At 70.3% G+C, this 18,442-nt stretch carries 15 protein-coding genes; 7 read left to right on the forward strand and 8 right to left on the reverse strand.

The genetic code is table 11. From position 1 onward, the window contains the following. Positions 1-129: 129 nt before the first annotated feature. Genes NM1_RS03975 through NM1_RS03985 form a run of 3 tightly spaced genes read right to left on the reverse strand, consistent with a single transcriptional unit; the run spans position 130 to position 3,711 of the window. A complete protein-coding gene (locus tag NM1_RS03975; RefSeq protein WP_068014003.1) occupies positions 130-2,622 on the reverse strand; it encodes an FtsX-like permease family protein in 2,493 nt (830 codons plus the stop codon). Further along, the gene (locus tag NM1_RS03980; RefSeq protein ID WP_068014006.1) at positions 2,619-3,344 is read right to left on the reverse strand and encodes an ABC transporter ATP-binding protein; all 726 of its coding nucleotides are present in this window, start codon (positions 3,342-3,344) and stop codon (positions 2,619-2,621) included. Before NM1_RS03980 ends, NM1_RS03975 begins: the two co-directional genes overlap by 4 nt. A 46-nt stretch (positions 3,345-3,390) precedes the next feature. Next, positions 3,391-3,711: a hypothetical protein gene (locus NM1_RS03985; RefSeq protein WP_068014007.1), complete on the reverse strand. Its 321-nt coding sequence runs from the start codon at positions 3,709-3,711 to the stop codon at positions 3,391-3,393. A 214-nt stretch (positions 3,712-3,925) separates the two neighbouring features. Here NM1_RS03985 and NM1_RS03990 point away from each other — a divergent pair, with 214 nt between their 5' ends. The 7 genes from NM1_RS03990 to NM1_RS41885 all read left to right on the forward strand — a co-directional run bounded on the left by NM1_RS03990 (position 3,926) and on the right by NM1_RS41885 (position 12,329). After that, positions 3,926-5,242, forward strand: a complete 1,317-nt coding sequence (locus NM1_RS03990; protein ID WP_114699658.1) for a sensor histidine kinase — start codon at positions 3,926-3,928, stop codon at positions 5,240-5,242. A 14-nt stretch (positions 5,243-5,256) separates the two neighbouring features. Further along, positions 5,257-5,970, forward strand: a complete 714-nt coding sequence (locus NM1_RS03995) for a response regulator (protein ID WP_068014132.1) — start codon at positions 5,257-5,259, stop codon at positions 5,968-5,970. 75 nt (positions 5,971-6,045) lie between these two features. Then, on the forward strand, positions 6,046-8,739 hold the full coding sequence (locus NM1_RS43765) for a serine/threonine-protein kinase (RefSeq protein ID WP_246011427.1): 2,694 nt from the start codon (positions 6,046-6,048) through the stop codon (positions 8,737-8,739). Next, positions 8,729-9,670 (forward strand): serine hydrolase, encoded by a 942-nt coding sequence (locus NM1_RS04005; protein ID WP_068014010.1) that lies wholly within the window; start codon positions 8,729-8,731, stop codon positions 9,668-9,670. Before NM1_RS43765 ends, NM1_RS04005 begins: the two co-directional genes overlap by 11 nt. A 125-nt stretch (positions 9,671-9,795) precedes the next feature. Continuing rightward, the gene (locus tag NM1_RS04010; protein WP_246011428.1) at positions 9,796-10,827 is read left to right on the forward strand and encodes a serine hydrolase; all 1,032 of its coding nucleotides are present in this window, start codon (positions 9,796-9,798) and stop codon (positions 10,825-10,827) included. Positions 10,828-10,976: 149 nt separating this feature from the next. Beyond that, the gene (locus tag NM1_RS04015) at positions 10,977-12,008 is read left to right on the forward strand and encodes an ATP-dependent 6-phosphofructokinase (protein WP_068014011.1); all 1,032 of its coding nucleotides are present in this window, start codon (positions 10,977-10,979) and stop codon (positions 12,006-12,008) included. A gap of 144 nt (positions 12,009-12,152) precedes the next feature. Then, positions 12,153-12,329 (forward strand): hypothetical protein, encoded by a 177-nt coding sequence (locus tag NM1_RS41885; RefSeq protein WP_157123836.1) that lies wholly within the window; start codon positions 12,153-12,155, stop codon positions 12,327-12,329. An 11-nt stretch (positions 12,330-12,340) separates the two neighbouring features. On the opposite strand, the gene NM1_RS04020 is transcribed toward NM1_RS41885, so the two are convergent. The 5 genes from NM1_RS04020 to NM1_RS04040 form a co-directional block, all read right to left on the reverse strand. Beyond that, the gene (locus NM1_RS04020; protein ID WP_068014012.1) at positions 12,341-13,135 is read right to left on the reverse strand and encodes an SDR family oxidoreductase; all 795 of its coding nucleotides are present in this window, start codon (positions 13,133-13,135) and stop codon (positions 12,341-12,343) included. Further along, positions 13,132-13,752, reverse strand: coding sequence for a TetR/AcrR family transcriptional regulator (locus tag NM1_RS04025; protein WP_068014013.1), 621 nt, complete (start codon positions 13,750-13,752; stop codon positions 13,132-13,134). The genes NM1_RS04020 and NM1_RS04025 overlap by 4 nt, the downstream gene beginning before the upstream one ends. A gap of 192 nt (positions 13,753-13,944) precedes the next feature. Next, complete coding sequence (locus tag NM1_RS04030) at positions 13,945-15,726, reverse strand: serine/threonine-protein kinase (RefSeq protein WP_068014014.1); 1,782 nt, start codon at positions 15,724-15,726, stop codon at positions 13,945-13,947. A 70-nt stretch (positions 15,727-15,796) separates the two neighbouring features. Beyond that, positions 15,797-16,456 carry a response regulator gene (locus tag NM1_RS04035; RefSeq protein ID WP_068014016.1) on the reverse strand — a complete coding sequence of 220 codons (660 nt, stop codon included), beginning with the start codon at positions 16,454-16,456 and terminating at the stop codon, positions 15,797-15,799. A gap of 546 nt (positions 16,457-17,002) precedes the next feature. Next, the gene (locus NM1_RS04040; RefSeq protein WP_068014017.1) at positions 17,003-18,301 is read right to left on the reverse strand and encodes a sensor histidine kinase; all 1,299 of its coding nucleotides are present in this window, start codon (positions 18,299-18,301) and stop codon (positions 17,003-17,005) included. Between the last annotated feature and the right edge of the window lie 141 nt (positions 18,302-18,442).

Here is an 18,442-nt window from a genome sequence, read left to right on the forward strand (position 1 = left end):
TTCTGCGACGCGGTGGGCCTACGTAAGGCCCCGAGGCTGGAGACCCTCATCCCCGAGCTCGGCACACTACCCGAAAGCTGGAGACCCTCACCCGCCCGAGCCGGGTGAGGGTTCCCCTCCTACTCCCGATCAGTCGGCCGCGATGGCGTCGACGATCGGCATGCGGGCCGCGCGGAAGGCCGGTGGGATGGAACCCAGCAAGGCCAGGAACAGCGCGGCGACGCCGTACACCAGCAGTATCGGGCTCGGCTCGTAAACCACGTCGATGGTCATGGCCTGGCCCATGGCGAGGCTGGCGAGATACTGGACCGCGGCACCGGTGGCCAGGCCGATGGCGGCGCCGGTCAATCCGATCCCCGCGGCCTCGGTGAGCACGGTGCGGAGCATGAAGCGGCGGCTGGTGCCCATGGCGCGCAGCACCCCCATCTCGCGGCGCCGCTCCAGCACCGACAGCATCAGGGTGTTGAGCAGCGCGGCGGTCGACACCAGCACCACGATCCACAGGATGGAGGCCGACAGCGACGTACCCTGTTGCACGCCCTGGGCTACCGCGGTCACCGCCTCCTGCCCGGTGTCGACGGCCAGGTCCGGTCCGGCGACGGCGCGGACCGCGTCCAGCACGGCGGCCTTGTCCGCGCCGGGCGCGACGTCCAGTCCCAGAATCGTCTCGCCCGGACGCTCGTACCACTGCCGCAGGATGTCGATATCCATCAGGACGATCCCGGAGATCGCCGAGAAGTACGGAATCACCTGCAGCACTTGAACCTTGTGAATGCCCGTGGGGGTGGGCATGTCCAGCTGCGAACCGTCCCGCACGCCCAGCGAACTCGCCACGTCGCGCGACAGCACGACGCCCTCGCCGGTCGACATCTTCTGTTGCGTAGTGGGATTCAGCTCGCCGATCAGCGAGGACCGCACCCCGTTCTCGTACGCCTGCAGCATCACCCGGTCGCGGCCGAGGGTGGCGAACGCCATCTGCGCCGCACCGACGCTCGCGACCCCCGGCACCGCGCTGATGCGATCCCTCAGATCGGCCGGAAGCAGTGGCCCGGTGGGGAATTCGGCCAGCGCGGACGGGCTCACATAGGCATCCCGGTCGCCGAGGTCCTGGAACGACGCGGTCGCCGAATCGACCAGGTTGCTGGAGGCGCCACCCATCGCGACGGTCGCGGTGACGCCGATCATCACGGTCATGACCGTGGCCCACACCCGGCGCGGGGATCGCTCGATCGTGGTGGCCCCCAACGCCCCCGGGGCCCCGAACAGCCGCGCGATACCCGCGGCCAGCCGGATGATGGGCCCGGTCGCGGCGAAGCACAGCGATACCGCACCGGCGATCGACAGCGAGATCGACGCGAGCGACAACCGGCCCAGTTTCGCCTCGGCGATGAACACCGCCGCCACGATCATCACGATGCCGTTGGCCAGGGCGAGCCACCGGATCAGCGGCCGCACCACATCCGCCTTCGACACCCCCACGGGCACCAGCGCCTCGATCGGCTCGACCTTGTAGATCTGCCGGGCGGCGATCGCCGCGGCCGCCACGCTGGCGAGCACACAGGCCGCGATCGCGGTCGGGACCGCGTACCAGGGCACCATGTACTCGGTGCGGGTCTCCACGGCCGCCATCATCGCCGACGGGATCTTGTCGATCGCCGAGCGCCCGGCGAACATTCCGACCACCGCGCCGATGGCCCCGCCGACCACGCCGAGTATCGCGGCCTCCGCGATCAGATCGCGGACCATGGGCCCGCGTTTACCGCCGATCGCGCGCAGCAGCGAGAGCGTCGGGCGACGCTGTGCCACGGCCATACTCATCGCGTTGTAGATGAGGAAGGCCGAAACGATCAGTGCGGCAGCCGATGCCATCGTGGTGGAGAAGCGCACCAGCTGGATCGCGCCGCCCGCCTGGGCGGATCGCAGGCTCGGATCGGCCACCACCGCGCGGCCGTTCACGGTATCGGTCAGCGCCGAACGCAGCTGTCCCACATCGGCGCCCGGGGCGGGCACGATCTGCACCGAGTCCAGCATGCCGGTGCGGTTCACCAGCTTCTGCGCCACCGGCAGCGCCGCGACCACGATATGTCCGCCGTTGATATCCTTCGAGGCGGCCTCGTCGATCACCCCGGCCACTGTGACCTCGGCCGCTCCCAGCCGGAACTTCTCCCCCTCCGCACGCCCCATCGCGGCGCCCACCAGTACGCCGTTGGGCACCGTCAGCAGCTTCGCGGCCTGCCCGCGCATCGGGGCGTCCAGGTCGCTGCCCAGCGCCGCCACGCTCGAATCCGCGCCGAGCAGCAGGGTCCGGTCGGCGGGGTTGCCGACGCGGGTCCGCAACATGGGCACGGCGGCCTCGACCCCCGGGACCGCGCGAATCTGTTGCAGCAGTTGCTGATCGAACCCCGATTCGGTGACCCCGGAGACCTCGAGAGCGGCCTTCCCGCCCAGCGCGTGGGTCAGCTTGTCGACCGAGCCCGTCACCGACCCGGCGATGCTCAGCACCGCCACCAGCAGCGCCGCCGAGACCGCCATCACCGCCATGGACATGGCGGTGCGGCCGCGATGGATCAGCAGCTCCCCGATATTGAACAGCCGCAACCGGTCCCAGCCCGCACCGATCACGCGCGCACCGCCTTGTCCGCGATCTCGGCGGCGTTCGCGCGCCCGCGCTCCACCTTGTCGTTCGAGCCGATCTGGCCGTCGCGCAACGTGATCACCCGGTCGCTGTACTGCACGGCCCCCATGTCGTGGGTGACCATGACGACCGAGCTGCCGGCGCCGGAGATCTCACCCAGCAGCTCCAGAATCGCCGCGCCGGTCTTGGAATCCAGGTTGCCCGTGGGCTCGTCGGCGAGGATCAGCGGGGGATCCATGATCAGCGCCCGCGCCACCGCCACCCGCTGCATCTGACCGCCCGACAGCTCGGCCGGGCGATGTTCGGCGCGGTCGCCGAGGCCGACCAGGTCCAGCAGTTCCAGCGCCCGCGGCTTGGCCTTGCGTAATCCGGTGCCGTCCAACAGCTTCGGGATCGCGACGTTCTCCCAGGCCGACAGCGTCGGCAGCAGGTTGAAGAACTGGAACACGAAACCGACTCGGTGCCGCCGGAATTCGGACTGTCGCTCGTCGTCGAGCGAGCCGATCTCCTCACCCTGGAAGGTGATGGAGCCGGAGTCCGGGGAGTCCAGCGCGCCGAGCATGTGCAGCAGGGTGCTCTTGCCGGAGCCGGACGGGCCGATGATCGCGGTGAATTCGCCCGCCTCGATGCGCAGGCTGACGCCGTCGAGGGCGCGCACCCGCTGCTCCCCCACCCGGTATTCCTTGATGACGTCGGTCAGTTCCAACACGGCGGTCCCCGCCTTCTCTCGTCGATGCTGTCGGTGGCGGCCGAAATCAGGAGGCCAGCACCCGGACGTCACGCCAGCGGCGGACGTCCTGGGCGTCGAGCACGGCCCGCAGCACGGGCTGCTCGGCCGCCAGTTCCAGATAGGCCTCGGCGGCCGATTGCCCCTCCACCTGGGCCTGGTCCAGCTTTGCGCGCAGGTGGTTGTCCCACTGGTACTGCAATGCGGCGAGCACTCCGGCGGGTCCGCCGAAGAGCCGGTCGCAGTCCGGCAGGCCGTAGAACAGTCCCGGACCGGCCGGATCGGCGGCCGCGCGGGCGAGTACCTCGTGCAGGATGTCGGTCCGAGCGTGCAGGTCCTTCCACGTCATCGCTCCCATCCCTTCCGTATGGGCGCCCGGTACCTCACCGCCGGGCACTGTGGAATTCACGCTACGGCCACCCGGGCCCGCTTACGTCGTGCCGCAGACGAGACTTGCGGTCCTACCGTGGTAGGAGCGGGGGTGCGTTCCGAGCACGATGCCGGGGCGCCGACCAGGGGGCTAGCCTTGCAGGATGGGTGCGGCACACGCCACTGAGCAGGGCATGAGGGAACCCGCGTCGCTGCGCGGGTGGCCCCGCCGGGTCCGCGCCCGATTCGGGGAGTTCGTGCGCGATCCCGTGGGTTCGGTGCGGCGCAAGATCGAAGACTCCTCCTACGACTATCCGCCGTCGGTGGTCTACACCGCCGACGCCGCCATGATCATCACCGCGATCACCGCGGCGGCGCTGCGCGGCGACTACTTCGCGACCACGCTGCCGTTCGTGGCGGTGGCCATCATCGCGCTGAGCTATCCGCTCATCTTCCTGCTCGATCTGGAACCGCACCCGGTACTGCTCGCCGGATCCTCGATGCTCGCGGCGGCGCTGTTCCTGGTCCAGCCGGTCTCGCCCGACTGCGCGCCGCTGGTGCTGACGGTGATGGCGGGCGAGATCGCCGCCATCGCACCGAAGAAGATCAGTATCGCCGTCACCGTCCTGGCGATATTGGAGCTGCTCGGCTTCGCCGCACTGGGGAACGCGGACGCGGGCCTGCCGATGTATCTGGTCGGCGTGGTGCTCGGCTGGATGGTCGGCCTCATGCTGCAGTTCCAGCGCCGCTTCCTCTATCAGGAGCGGGAGAATCAGGAGATCCGCGCCGCGCAGGCCGCCGACGAGGAGCGCCGCCGCATCGCCCGCGAGGTGCACGACGTGATCGCGCATTCGCTCAGCATCACCCTGCTGCACCTGACCGCGGCCCGGCACTCGCTGCAGACCGACCGCGACGTCGACGAGGCGGTGGACGCGCTCACCGACGCCGAGCGGCTCGGGCGCCAGGCCATGTCGGATATCCGCCGCACGGTCGGCCTGCTCGACCAGCGGCCCGCCAGCACCAGCCCGGAACCGGGGCTCGACGATATCGCGGGCCTGGTCGAGGACTTCGTCCGCGCGGGCCTGCCGGTCGGCTACGAGCTCACCGGCGACACCGCCGCGGTCTCGGCGACGACGGGTCTGGCGCTGTACCGGATCAGCCAGGAATCGCTGGCCAACGTCGCCAAGCACGCACCCGGCGCCGAGGTCGCGCTGCGCATCGAGGTGACCGAGGCGGAGGTGAACGCCGCGGTCACCAACACCCTGCCCGGCGGCGCCTCCCCGCGCCGCGGCCGCGGCATGGGCATCTCGGGGATGCGGCAGCGCGCCACGCTGCTCGGCGGTGCGTTGACCGCCGGACCGCAGGACGATGCCTGGCTGGTGCGCGCCCGCATCCCGATCGGCGGCACCAAGTCCGCGGGCGGATGCGCGGCCACCGGGGCGGAGGTTCCGCTGCGGGCGGTGCGCGACGCGTTCTCGTCGATGACCCGGAAACTGCAGGAGGGCATGTGATCTCGGGATCGAACATGGCAGACGATACGGCGAAATCCGATACCGGATCGGGACCGGACACCGGCACCATCGCCGTCCTCGTCGTCGACGACCAAGAGCTGGTGCGCGGCGGGCTGCGGCGAATCCTGCGCCGCCGCGACGGATTCCACGTCAGCGAATGCGCCGACGGCGACGAGGTGCCGTCGGCCGTGGCGGCGCAGCGCCCCGACATCGTGCTGATGGACCTGCGAATGAAACGCATCGGCGGCATCGACGCCACCCGGCTGCTGCGCGCCCGTGAGGACGCACCGCCCGTACTGGTGCTGACCACCTTCGACGACGACCAGCTGCTGTCGGGGGCGCTGCGCGCGGGCGCGGCCGGGTTCCTGCTCAAGGACTCCCCCGCCGAAGACCTCATCCGCGCCGTGCGCACGGTCGCCGCGGGCGGCTCCTGGCTCGACCCGTCGGTTACCGGGCGCGTGCTGTCGGCCTACCGATCGGTGCGTCCGCAACCGCCGCGCGCCCGCAACCGCCTCGACGAGCTGACCGCCCGCGAACTCGAGGTGCTGCGGCTGATCGGCCGAGGACGGGTCAACACCGAGATCGCCGGTGAGCTCGGAATCTCGGAGGTAACCGTAAAGAGCCACGTAGGGCACATTTTCGGGAAGCTCGGATTACGAGATCGGGCCGCGGCGATCGTGTACGCGTTTGACCACGGCGTGGTCGCACCCGGAGAATCGGCAGTCTGAGGGGCAGGCAAGACCCCGGTGACCAACCGGGTAGGGGTTCTCGCACACCCTGCCCAGGATGTGGAGGTTGCACCGGTGGACGCACCGCGGTCGCGGGCCGGCGGCAGATTCGGCCCGTACGAGCTGCGCTCGCTGCTGGGCAGAGGCGGCATGGGCGAGGTCTACGAGGCCTATGACACCAGCAAGGATCGTCTGGTCGCGCTCAAGTTGCTGGCGGAGGGGCTGGCGGACGATCCGGCGTATCAGGAGCGGTTCCAGCGCGAATCCCGAGCGGCGGCACGGTTGTCGGAGCCGCACATCATCCCGATCCACGACTGGGGTGAGATCGACGGCGTCCTCTACATCGATATGCGGCTGGTGCGCGGGGAGAATCTGCGCACCCGGCTGCGGCGGCACGGCGCGATGGATCCGGACCGCGCGGTCGACATCATCGAGCAGGCGGCGGCCGCGCTGGATGCCGCGCACACCGCCGGGCTGGTGCACCGCGACGTCAAGCCCGCCAATATCCTCGTCACCGCAGCCGATTTCGCCTATCTCGCCGATTTCGGCATCGCCCGCAGCGAGGGCGACAGCAGCCTGACCATGGTGGGCACGGCGCCCGGCACCTACACCTACATGGCGCCGGAGCGGTTCGACGCGGGTCCGGTCACCGGCCGCGCGGACACCTATTCGCTGGCCTGCGTGCTGCACGAATGCCTCACGGGGGCAACCCCGTTCCCGGTGCACAGCGTGAGCGTCCTGATCCGGGCGCACCTGTCGGACCCGCCGCCGCGGCCCAGCCTGAAGCGCTCGGATGTGCCGCCCGCCCTGGACGCGGTGATCGCGCACGCGATGGCGAAGACTCCCGACGGGCGGTACGGGACCGCGGGTGAATTCGCCGGAGCCGCCCGCGCCGCCCTCGGATTGTCCGTGGGTTACGGCTACGCGGCGGCCGAGACCGGCGTGGTCGGGGAGTCCCCCGACCCGCTCGACGCCGAGGACGATGTCGACGACTACGACCGGACGCCGATGGAGTCCGAGGCGTCGCCCGCCGCGTCGTACGAATACGGCGAGGCCGCAACCGAATCCGGCACGGCGGCCGGACCGCCCGCGGAGCCGACCACGGTCATGCCCTTCGCCCCCGATCCCCGGGCGGCGGAGACCGTCCGCGGATATCTCTCGGAGGACACCGATCCCGGCAAGGCCGCGGCGGCGCGCGCCGGGCAGTCGTCCGGACTTCCGCAGCGGGACAAGCGCACGCTGCTCGGGCAGCCGCCGGGCGGCGCCCCCGCACCGGCTCCGGAGCCGACCACCTTCCAGCCCTTCGGTCCGGAGGGCCCCACCATCCCGGCCCGGTTCCCACCGCGCACCCCGGCACCGCCGCCGGACTCCGACGACACCGCACCGCCCGCCGCACAGCCCACCACGGTGCTGCAGACCGGCGCGGGGACGGGCAGACCGTCCAACGCGGACGAGCCGACCAGCCTGGTGCCGCGCGGCCCGGAGCAGCCCGACGACGCCGACGCGCAGCGGCCGCGCGGCCACGACACCTCGGGGACGCTGCGGATCATCGCGCCCCGCGACCCCGACGAGGATCGCGACACATCCGGCGACCTGCCGGTGATCCGGCCGACGGATCCGACGCTGGTGCGGCCCGACGAATACCGGTTCGCCCCGCTACCGGAGTCCGGGGCACGCGCTCACGACGACTCCGAGGCACGGGCCTACGACGATTACGACCCCGCGGCACCGGCCTACGACAACGACCCCGCTACACGGGCTTACGACGACCCCGCGGCACGGGCTTACGACAACGACCCCGCAGCACGCGCCTACAACGACGAACCTGCGGCACGGGCTTACGACGACGATCCCGCCGCCCCGGCCTACGACGACCATCCCGGGACGCGCGCGTACGACGACTACGACCCAGCCGCACGGGCTTACGACGACTACGACCCAGCCGCACGCGCCTACGACAACGGCCCAGCGGCACGCGACTACGACGACGACCCCGCGGCACGGGCTTACGACGACGAATCCGCCGCACCGGCCTACGACGACCATCCCGGGACGCGCGCGTACGACGACTACGACCCTGCCGCACCGGCCTACGACAACGATCCCGCGGCACGCGGCTACGACGATGACCTCACAGCACGGGCTTACGATGACCATCCCGGGGCGCGTGAGTACGGTCCCTCGGCACGCGCGTACGACTCGGGACGCGAGGAGTACGACTACGCGTTCGGCGGGCAGTCCGAATACGACTCCGCCGCAACGGGTTACGAGGATCCCTACCCGAGTTCCCGGCGCCGCTCGATCGTTCTGCCGATCGTGCTGGGTGTGCTCGCCGTCGCGCTGGCCGCGGTGGCGGGCACGGTCGGGTGGCATGTGGTGAGCAAACCGGGCAGCACCGCGCCGTCGGTGGCGTCCGGCCCGGCCGGATCGAGCATCTCCGTGCCGCAGCAGTCCGCTCCGACCACAGCCACCACCGCGCCGACCACGACGGCCGCCGCGACGCCGCCGCCCGGCGCCACCGCGTGCCAGGGCAGTTCGGCCGCGCAGGGGCCCTTCTCGAAATCCGCCACGGGCTCGTCGGTCACCTCGTGCGCCTTCGCCGAGGAGGTTCGCAAGGCCTATGCCCAGGCAGCGGGCACTTCCGGCGGCTCGGCGTCGGTGGTCGCGGTCAGCCCGGTCACCGGCCGCTCCTACCCCATGGACTGCACCGCGGCGGGCAAGGTGGTCACCTGCACCGGCGGCGAAAACGCGGTGGTGTATGTCTATTGAGGTGAAGCCACTGCGGCGCAAGAACTTTCGATGGACCCTGCTGGTGGTGACGGCGGCGACCGTCACGGCGTGCACCGCGAACGCCGGCACCCCCGTTCCCGTCGAGGCCACACCCCCCGCCGCCCCCGCCCCGCCCGCGAATGCGGTGGCCATGCAGCCCGGGGTGCACGCCAGCGCCGAGACCCTCGGCGTCTCGAGTTCGCTGGCCACCGAATTCGCCGAGCTACAGCGCGAAATGCGGGGCAGCATGGGCATGGCCGTGATGCCGGTCGGCGGCGATCGCGCCATCACCCTGGGCACCTGGACCACCGGGATCGCGTGGTCCACCATCAAGGTGCCGCTGGCCCTGGCCGCGCTGCGCCAGGATCCCGCGGGCCAGGCCGACCTCGCGACGGCGGCCATCACCTCCTCCGACAACGATGCGGCGCAGGAGATGTGGGACGCGCTCGGCGGCGGCGAACGGGCGGCCGAGGCGGTCGAGACGGTGCTGCGCGAAACCGGGGACACCACAACCGATGTCGCGGACCGGCACAATGCGGAGGCCCGGGAGTCGGTCGACGACCCGATGGCGTTCGGCGCCACCGTGTGGACGCTGCTCAACCAGGTTCGCTTCGCCAGCAGGCTCCCGTGCCTGCACTACGCCGCGCGCGTGGTGAACCTGATGAGCGAGATCACCGCCGGCCAGAGCTGGGGCCTGGGCGCCTTCGTCGGTGCGGAGTACAAGGGCGGCTGGGGCCCCGACGACGAGACCGGCGCCTACCTGGTCCGCCAGTTCGGCCTGATCCCGACCTCGTCCGGACAGCTGGCGGTGGCCTTTGCCGCGCAACCGGATTCGGGCAGTTTCGAGGACGGCACCGCGATGCTCGACAAGATGTCCGCCCTGCTCGCCAATCACGGTCGTGAGCTGGGCGGCGGAGAATGCCGGCGGTGAGTGGGATTCGTCTCATATGTGACACCGTGAGATTCGGCATTTGACCGCGCAGCCCGGACGACACAGAATGCCTCGACTGAGGGGTGGCGTGGTACGAACCACCCCGCGATGTTGGAGGTGAACGGGTGGACGCACCACACCGGCGGCCGGGCAACCGGTTCGAGCCGTCCGAAATGCGCCCACTGCCGGGCATTTACGGAGTGACCCGAATCGGCGTCGGCGAAACATCCACGCCGCCATCGGGTCCCGCCCCGGCGACGGCTGTACGTGGACGAAGGCGACTGTTCGGCAACGCGATCCGGCGGCGGCTGACGGCCGCGCTGTGCACCACGCTCGTGCTGGCCGGTGCGGCCTGTTCCTCGGGCACCGACAGCGAACCGCTGCCGACGATGGAGCGGCCCAGCAACCCGACCATCGGCGCGATGGTCGCGCTGCCCGGCACGCTGGCCGCCGACTTCAAGGAGTTGCAGCCGTCCCTGGGCGGGCGCGTCGGCATGGCGATCATGCCCGTCGGCGGCGAGCGGATGACCTCCCTGGGCGATTGGACCACCGGTCCGGCCTGGTCGACGATGAAGGTGCCGCTCACGCTGGCGGCGCTGCGCGCCAACGGCAACTCCGGCACGTATCAGATGTCGGCGGCCATCACCGAATCCGACAACAGCGCCGCCGACGGACTGTGGCAGTCGCTGGGCGCGCCGGCCCAGGCCGCGGGCGCCGTGGAGGCGGTGCTGCGCGAGGGCGGCGACACCACCACCAAGGTGCCCGCCACCCGCGCCCGGCCCGACTATTCCGCCTTCGGCCAGGCCGACTGGTCCCTGGCCGACCAGGTGCGGTTCGCCTCGCGGCTGCCCTGCCTGCCCAATGCCGACACCGTCGTCAATCTCATGGGCAAGGTCGTGTGGGGCCAGCAGTGGGGTATCGGCCACCTCGACGATGCCGAGTACAAGGGCGGCTGGGGCCCGGACCAGGGCGGCGCCTATCTGGTCCGCCAGTTCGGCCTGGTCACCACCCCCACCGGGCAGATGGCGGTCGCCCTTGCCGCGCAAGCCAACTCGGGCGGTTTCGACGACGGCACCCAAATCCTGAACAAGATGATCGCCCTGGTCGGCAAGCACCTGGGCGACCTCCCCGCCGGCCAGTGCCCGGCCCCCCGCTGATCCCGGCCGAAAGCACCCCGGGAAATAGTGTCGGCCCGCCGCACAGCTTTCCGGCAGCCGCACGCCTCCCAGCATTTCCCGGCACGCTTTTGGCCGGGATCGCAGGGCCGGGGCTGCGCTTACTCCGCGCGCCCGGCAAGATAGCGGGCATGCGCATCGGAGTCTTGACCGGAGGCGGGGACTGCCCAGGCTTGAACGCGGTCATCCGAGCGGTCGTTCGCACCGCGAACGGTCGCTACGGGGACGCGATCGTCGGTTTCCAGGACGGCTGGCGCGGACTACTCGAGGATCGCAGAATACGCATCCACAACGACGACCGCACCGATCGGCTGCTCACCAAGGGCGGCACCATGCTCGGCACGGCGCGCACCAATCCCGACGTGCTGCGGGCGGGGCTGGGGCGCATCAAGCAGACCCTCGACGACAACGGCATCGAGGCGCTCATCCCGATCGGCGGCGAGGGCACGCTGACGGCCGCCAGCTGGCTGGCCGAGGAGGGCGTCCCGGTGGTCGGGGTGCCCAAGACCATCGACAACGACATCGACTGCACCGACACCACATTCGGTCACGACACCGCGGTCACCATCGCCACCGACGCCATCGACCGGCTGCACACCACCGCCGAATCGCATCAGCGCGTGATGCTGGTGGAGGTCATGGGCAGGCATGCCGGGTGGATCGCGATGAACGCCGGCATCGCCTCCGGCGCGCACCTCACCCTGGTCCCCGAGGTGCCCTTCGACATCGACGAGGTGTGCGCGATGATGAAACGCCGCTTCCAGCGCGGCGATTCGCATTTCATCTGCGTGGTGGCCGAGGGCGCCAAGCCGGCGGAGGGCTCGTTCCATCTGCGCGAGGGCGGTATCGACGAGTACGGGCACGAGCGGTTCACCGGGGTCGCGCACCAGCTGGGCTTCGAGATCGAGCGGCGCATCGGCAAGGAGGTGCGCACCACCGTGCTCGGCCACGTGCAGCGCGGTGGCAAGCCGACCGCGTTCGACCGCGTGCTGGCAACCCGATTCGGCGTGCACGCCACCGAGGCGGTACACGACGGGCACTTCGGCCAGATGGTCGCGCTGCAGGGCAGCGATATCGAACTGGTACCGCTGGCGGAGGCGACCAAGCAGCTCAAACTGGTTCCGGCGGACCGGTATCGGGAGGCGGCCGCGTTCTTCGGATGAGCCGGTTCACCGAGTCCGAATAGGGACGTAGGGCACTCGTCAACTCCGAGTAACCTATACCGCTCACACCTGGCGATGAACCTGGATAGGCTTACTCGGGTTGGTTCCGCTCGGCCTTTCCCGCGAAGAACGCTGGTAGTCGCCATGATGTTCCTCTTCGACTGCACTGTCGATCCCGGCCCGTTAACCCCCGAACACGCGCACGAGGCCATGCAAATTCATATGTGCTGCACGGTCGACGACTGCGAGGTCCGAAGACGGGCCAGGCAGATCCTCGTCGATGCCGGGCACATGGTGCTCGACGAGCGCGCCACCCCGTAAATGCCCGGCGACTACTCGAATTCGGCGGCGTGGTCGGCGGCCCAGTCGGCGAAGGTCCGGGCGGGTACACCGGTGACTGATTCCGAGGTTGGTTCGATATCGTCCGGCACGTCGCCGCGCTCCGCCCAGAGGTCGAGCATCGGCTTGTACAAGAATTCCGCCGCCTCCTCGTGACTGATCTGCTCGAACGGCAGCGGCTCACCCAGTGCGGCGCTGAGGATTTCCGCCATGCGACGCAGCGACAGCGACTCCGGTCCGGTGATCGGGTAGATGTTGTCGGCGTGGCCGGGCCGGGTCAGCGTCGCGATCGCCGCGTCGGCCAGGTCGGCCTCGTGGATCAGGCTCTGCTGCACCTCCGGATAGGGCAGGCGGACAACTCGTTCCGGCGTCACCCACCAGCGCCAGTTCGTCGCGAAACCACCGGGGCGCAGAATGGTCAGCGGCAGCCCCGATTCCTGCAGAGGCCGCTCCGCCGCCAGGTGGCTGTCACCGATCGGGTTGCCGGGCGCCGCGGCGGCCAGCGACGACAGCAGCGTAATGTGCTGCACACCGGCGGCTTTCGCCGCGTCCGCGAAGGTGCCCATACCGTCGTGCGCGGCATACATGAACACTCGATCGATGCCGTCGAGGGCGGCGGCGACCGACCCTGGATCGGTCATGTCGAGCCCGACAATCTCCGTGCCCGCGGGCAGTGAGGTGTCGCCGGGACTCGAGCTCGCTGCCCGCACCCGCTCCCCTGATGCGCGCAGCCGCTCGATCACGGTGCGGCCGACGGTGCCGCGGGCACCGGTGACGAGGAAGCTCATTGTTGTTCTCCTTCTGCGGTATTCGTTCCTGCTAGGTGAATGAGGATGCGCCGCAACTGCTCCCCGTAGCGTCGCTCGAATTCCGGTGTCTGCGGGTCCATTCCGAACAGCTCGGTCACCACACGCGGCATCAGCACCGGGGCCATCACCATGCCCTGCAGAGCCAGGTGGTAGGCCGCCGGATCCAGATCGGCGGCGATCTCGCCACGTGCCTGCCGGGCCCCGACGTCGGCCAGATCGCCCTCGGCCGTAGACGGCAGGGACGGTGCATGGTCGCTCAGCCCGCGCCACATCAGCATCCGGACCCCGCGCGGGTCCGCCAGCAGTTGCCGCAGGTATCGAACCGCCAGCTCCGCCATGGGCAGTTCCGGGTCGGCGAAGTGCGCCTCGCGCTCCAGCCACTGCTGCTCCAGGGCCTGGTACAGCCCCGCCTTACCGCCGAAGTAGTAGGTGATCAGCTGCTTGTTGACCCCGGCGCGGGCGGCGATCTCGCTCACCCGCGCCCCGGCGAAGCCGCGCGTGGAGAACTCGTCGAAGGCCGCATCGAGCAGGCAGCGCTTGGTGCGCTCGGCATCGCGGACGCGAGCGGCCGGTTCGGGGGTGCGATGGGTGGGCACGGGGCCAGGCTAGCACGGTATTTTACAAACGGGTAATTGAGTTAGACATATGGACAATTAGCTGGGCGAACGCCGTCCTCCCCGCACTGGCAATCCCTTGATTCCGGCATGCTTTCGGCCGGAATCCGCAGCGAGATTCCGGCCGAGCGCGTGCCGGGATGCCGATGGGTGGGTGGCGGGAAGGAGTTCAGATTATTTGAGCGGCAAGGTCTTCCACCATTCGGTGAAGGCCGGGCCGGACAGGCCGCGCTGGACCGCGGGCCAGTAGTCGTTGCTGCAATACAGCAGGTAGTTCGCGCGCACCGGATCGTTCTCGAACGACGTCATCGTGTAGTAGGTCGTCCGCGACTGGTTCTCCGGGGTGTTCCAGCGGTGGTTCGTGTAGGTGGTGCCGTTGTTGGTCTCGACGCTCGTGCGGTTGCCGGGTAAGCGCGCCAGGACGGTGTGCACGTCCGCGGGCGACCGGTACGAGAGCAGTGTGTAGTCCGGCTGATGTCCGGCCCCGGCGCCCCAGCAGTCCCAGGCCGCGACCCAGTTGCCCAGCGACGGATGACCCTCGTTGTGCTGGAACAGGGGGGCACCCGCCTTGGTGGCGTAGCAGGTCTTCCCGCCGAACCCGATGCCGTTGCCGGTGCCGCTGTCGTTCGTCAGCTCGGGGGCCATCTGCGGGAAGGCCGAGTGCAGCTCGCGAAGGTCGCGTATCGGATCGGAATCCGTGGTCACCGTGGTGGTTTCGGCCTCGATGCTCTCCGCGTCGTCGTCCTCGGAACTGATGACGGCGGCCCCGGCGAGCAGCGCCGCCAGCAACACCACGACGGCGAGGACTACCCAGCCGATCCAATTCGACGACCGGCGCGGCGGATAGCCACCCGGCTGCGGTGAATAGGCCGGGGGGACAGCCATGTTCGTCGCCGCGCCGTTTCCGGCGGGGTGCTGCGATGCCGCCACCGGCCTGCCGGCCGACGGCTGTCCAGGGGCGCCCACCGGACCGGCAGCGGCCACCGGCTGACCCGGCACCCCCGCGCCCAGCGGGCCGGTGTATGCACCCGGCCCACCGGGTCCCGGCGAGTATGCCTGCACGGCAGCGGGATTCGAGTGCGCGACGGCATACGACGCACCCTGCGACACCACCACCGGAGCGGGCGCGGTCAGCGCGCGCTTGGCCGCGGTCGCGAAGTCCGTACAGCCGGGGAACCTTTCGGCGGGCCGCTTGGCCATCGCCTTGGAGATCACCGCGTCCATCGCCGGAGACAGCCCCGTCCGCCGCTGGCTGGCCGGTGGCACCGGCAACTGCAGGTGCCCGCGGATCACCTCCGTCGGATGCTCCGAGTCGAAGGGCCCGGTCGCGGTCAGCAGCCAGTACAGCGCGCAGGCCAGCGAATACTGGTCCGATCCGTGATCCAGCTCGGCGCCGGTCATCTGCTCCGGCGACGCGTAGGCCAGTGTGGCGGTGAACATTCCGGCCTGCGTCAGGTGCTGGGTGTCCTCCCGCAGGCGCGCGATGCCGAAGTCGGTGAGGAAGACCCGCTCCCCCTTGCCGCCGCCCGCCCGCGCCAGCATGATGTTGGCCGGTTTGATATCCCGGTGCAGCACGCCGTTGCGGTGCGCGTAATCCAGTGCGGCGGCGACGCCCTCGATGATCTGCACCGCCCGCTCCGGCGGCAGGGTGTGCGGATGCACGGTGGCCGCGTCCACACCGTCCACGTACTGCATGCTGATCCACAGCTGCTCGTCCTCGACGCCACGGTCGTAGACGGCCACGATATTCGGATGGTCCAGCTGCGCGGCCAGATCCGCCTCGCGCTCGAACCGCGCGCGAATCTCGGCGTCGGCGAACAGCTCCCGGTTCAGCAGCTTGAGCGCCGTCAGGCGGGGCAGCCGAGGGTGACGGGCCAGGTAGACCGAACCCATTCCGCCCTGACCGAGCAGGCGCTCGATGGTGAACCCGGCGAACACGTCACCGTTGTGCAACACCTACGGGACCCCTTCCGGCGACGTACAAGTCCGGCGATCGTACCCGCTGCGCACTACCGATTCCTGCCGGTCAGCCGGGGGTGACCAGTCCCGATTCGTAGGCGAGCACCACCGCCTGTGCGCGGTCACGCAATTCGAGCTTCGAGAACACCTTGGACACATGAGTTTTCACAGTCTGCTCGGCGACGAACAGCGCCTCGGCGATCTCCGTATTGGACATGCCCTTGGCGATGAGCTCGAGCACCTCGCGCTCGCGGGGCGTCAGCGCACCCAGGGCGGGCGCCGGTTTGGGGCGGGCCCGGCGCCGGGTGACGTCGGCGATCAGCCGGCGCGTCACCGTCGGGGCCAGCAGGGCCTGGCCCTCGGAGACCACCCGCACCGCGCGCACCAGTTCGTCGGCGGGCGCGTCCTTGAGCAGAAAGCCGCTGGCGCCCAGGCTCAATGCCTCGTAGACGTAGTCGTCGATATCGAAGGTGGTGAGCATCAGCACCCGCACCGGCGGGTCGAGGTGTGCGGCGAGGATGGCGCGGGCGGCGTCCAGGCCGTTCATCTCCGGCATGCGCACATCCATCAGCACCACATCGGGACGCAGCCGCTTGGCCTCCTCGACGGCGATCTTGCCGTTGGCCGCGTCCCCGATGACGCTGATATCGGACTGGGCGGCGAGCAGGGCACCGAAACCCTGCCGCACCATCGCCTGATCATCGGCGATCAACACGGTAATGGGCACGAGACACTGACCTCAGCTGAATCGGACGATCGACGACGGGAACATCCCGACGAGTCTCGCACGCCGCGCCCCGAACCGCCGCACCCGTCCCCGCGCCGACCCACGCCCCCCAACCCTCACCTGCCCCCGCACCCCGTGCACGTTCCCGCACCCGACGCGCGTTCCCCCACCCGGCGCACGTTCCGCGCCAGGCGCACGTTTCCCACCCGGAGCACGTTCCCCCACCCGGGGCACGTTCGCGCACCCGACGCACGTTTCCCACCCGGAGCACGTTCCCCACCCGGAGCACGTTCCCCCACCCGGCGCACGTTTCCCACCCGGAGCACGTTCCCGCGCCAGGCGCACGTTTCCCACCCGGGCACGTTCTCCCACCCGGGGCATTTTCGCGCACCCGGCCCACGTTCCCGCACCCGGCCCACGTTCCTGCACCCGGCGCCGCTGCTGCACGGGGGCGCCGACGAATACCGGGTGCGCGAGCGCGGGCCTGAGGCCCGATCCGGCGGGATCAGGGGGCGTACCGCGCGGGCTATAGGACGGGTGATGCGGTCAGTGGGCCGTTTCGGATGTGGCGCTCGGCTCGATGGCGGCAGTGGTTGTCGAGGGGTCGAGGGCAGGCGGTGGCGTGGCGCCGGTGAGGGAGGGGGAATCGAGGATGGCGGCGGTGAAGGGCAGCACGGCCCGCACCTCGAATCCGCCCTCCGGCCGGGGACCCGCGGTGACGGTGCCGCCGATCGCCTCCGCCCTGGCCTGCATGCCCGAGATGCCGGTCCCGGAGGTGCCGCCCGCCACACTCGCGCCCGGAGCGTTGCCGATCACGGCCTCCACCGAGCCCACATGGACGGTCAGGGCGACCCGCACCGCGGCACCGGGCGCGTGCCGCGAGGCATTGGACAGCGATTCCTGCACGATCCGGTACAGCGCCAGGCCCGCCGTATCGGGGACGGTCGCGAGTTCGCCGTCGATCGTCCAGGCGATCGACACTCCGGCCCGGCGGGCGCCGTCCAGCAGCGCCAGCACGTCGACCGCGGCGGGCTGGGGCGCGTGCTCGGGCAGCTGCCCGTCGCTGCGCAGCACGCCGAGCATGCTGCGGATCTCGTTGAGCGCCTCGCGCGCGGAGGCACCGATCGACTCGAACTCCGCCTGCGCCGCCGGGGAGACGTCGTGCACCCGGTAGGGCGCGGTCTGCGCCTGCACCACCACCATCGACATGTGGTGGGCGACGACGTCGTGCAGGTCGCGGGCGATGCGGGCCTTCTCCTCCAGGATCGCCCGGCGGGCCCGCTCCAGCTCGTTCTGCTCCTCCTGCTGCACCAGCGCCTTGCGCGAGAGCACCAGCCAGCGCACCAGCAGGCCGAACACCACCAGCCCGGTCATCGCGATCGGCCAGCCCAGCCCGGCCTCGGCGAACGAATCGCCGGTCTGCGCCATCGTCGTCGCGAACAGCAGCGCGGAGGCGATCCACGCCACCAGCACGATCTGCATCTGGGCCCGCACCGCCACCGCGAACAGCAGCGCGAAGAAGACCAGGATGTGCACCACCTGGAACGGCAGCGTGTTGTTCGGCTGATTCGGGATGGCCAGCGCGATCAGCAGCGCCGAGCTCGCCGAGATGGCCCAGCCGAGCGCCGGGTTCACCCGGATCAGCGCGAACGGGAAGGCGGCCAGCCCGGCGATGAACGGCTGCGCCGCCGCGGGCACCTGATGGGTCAGGTGCAGCGTCGGCCACGCCACCGCGAAGAAGATCGCCGTGACGAGCGCGGTGAACCCGTCGAAGGCCAATCGCCGCCGACCGGGATTTCGCACCGTCCGAGTCACCTGCCGCGCCGTCCGCGCAATCCGAGCCATGTATAAGACAGTAGAAATCCGCATGACCAGCGTCGTCATACCCCTGGGTGAAATCCGACCCCCTACCCCGGTACGAGCCCACAAGAACCCTCCCCCGGTACTACAGGCGTAAAATCGCACCCCGGCGTGACGCGGGGGTAG

Origin of the sequence: Nocardia mexicana NBRC 108244 (genome assembly GCF_001613165.1) — a bacterium.
In the GTDB taxonomy this organism is placed as follows: domain Bacteria; phylum Actinomycetota; class Actinomycetes; order Mycobacteriales; family Mycobacteriaceae; genus Nocardia; species Nocardia mexicana.

Coding starts and splice junctions, on each gene's coding strand:
- NM1_RS04005 (WP_068014010.1), top strand. CDS start 8,729: ATGTCTATTGAGGTGAAGCCACTGCGGCGCAAGAACTTTCGATGGACC.
- NM1_RS04020 (WP_068014012.1), bottom strand. CDS start 13,135: ATGAGCTTCCTCGTCACCGGTGCCCGCGGCACCGTCGGCCGCACCGTG.
- NM1_RS03990 (WP_114699658.1), top strand. CDS start 3,926: ATGAGGGAACCCGCGTCGCTGCGCGGGTGGCCCCGCCGGGTCCGCGCC.
- NM1_RS04015 (WP_068014011.1), top strand. CDS start 10,977: ATGCGCATCGGAGTCTTGACCGGAGGCGGGGACTGCCCAGGCTTGAAC.
- NM1_RS03995 (WP_068014132.1), top strand. CDS start 5,257: ATGGCAGACGATACGGCGAAATCCGATACCGGATCGGGACCGGACACC.
- NM1_RS03985 (WP_068014007.1), bottom strand. CDS start 3,711: ATGACGTGGAAGGACCTGCACGCTCGGACCGACATCCTGCACGAGGTA.
- NM1_RS41885 (WP_157123836.1), top strand. CDS start 12,153: ATGATGTTCCTCTTCGACTGCACTGTCGATCCCGGCCCGTTAACCCCC.
- NM1_RS04040 (WP_068014017.1), bottom strand. CDS start 18,301: ATGGCTCGGATTGCGCGGACGGCGCGGCAGGTGACTCGGACGGTGCGA.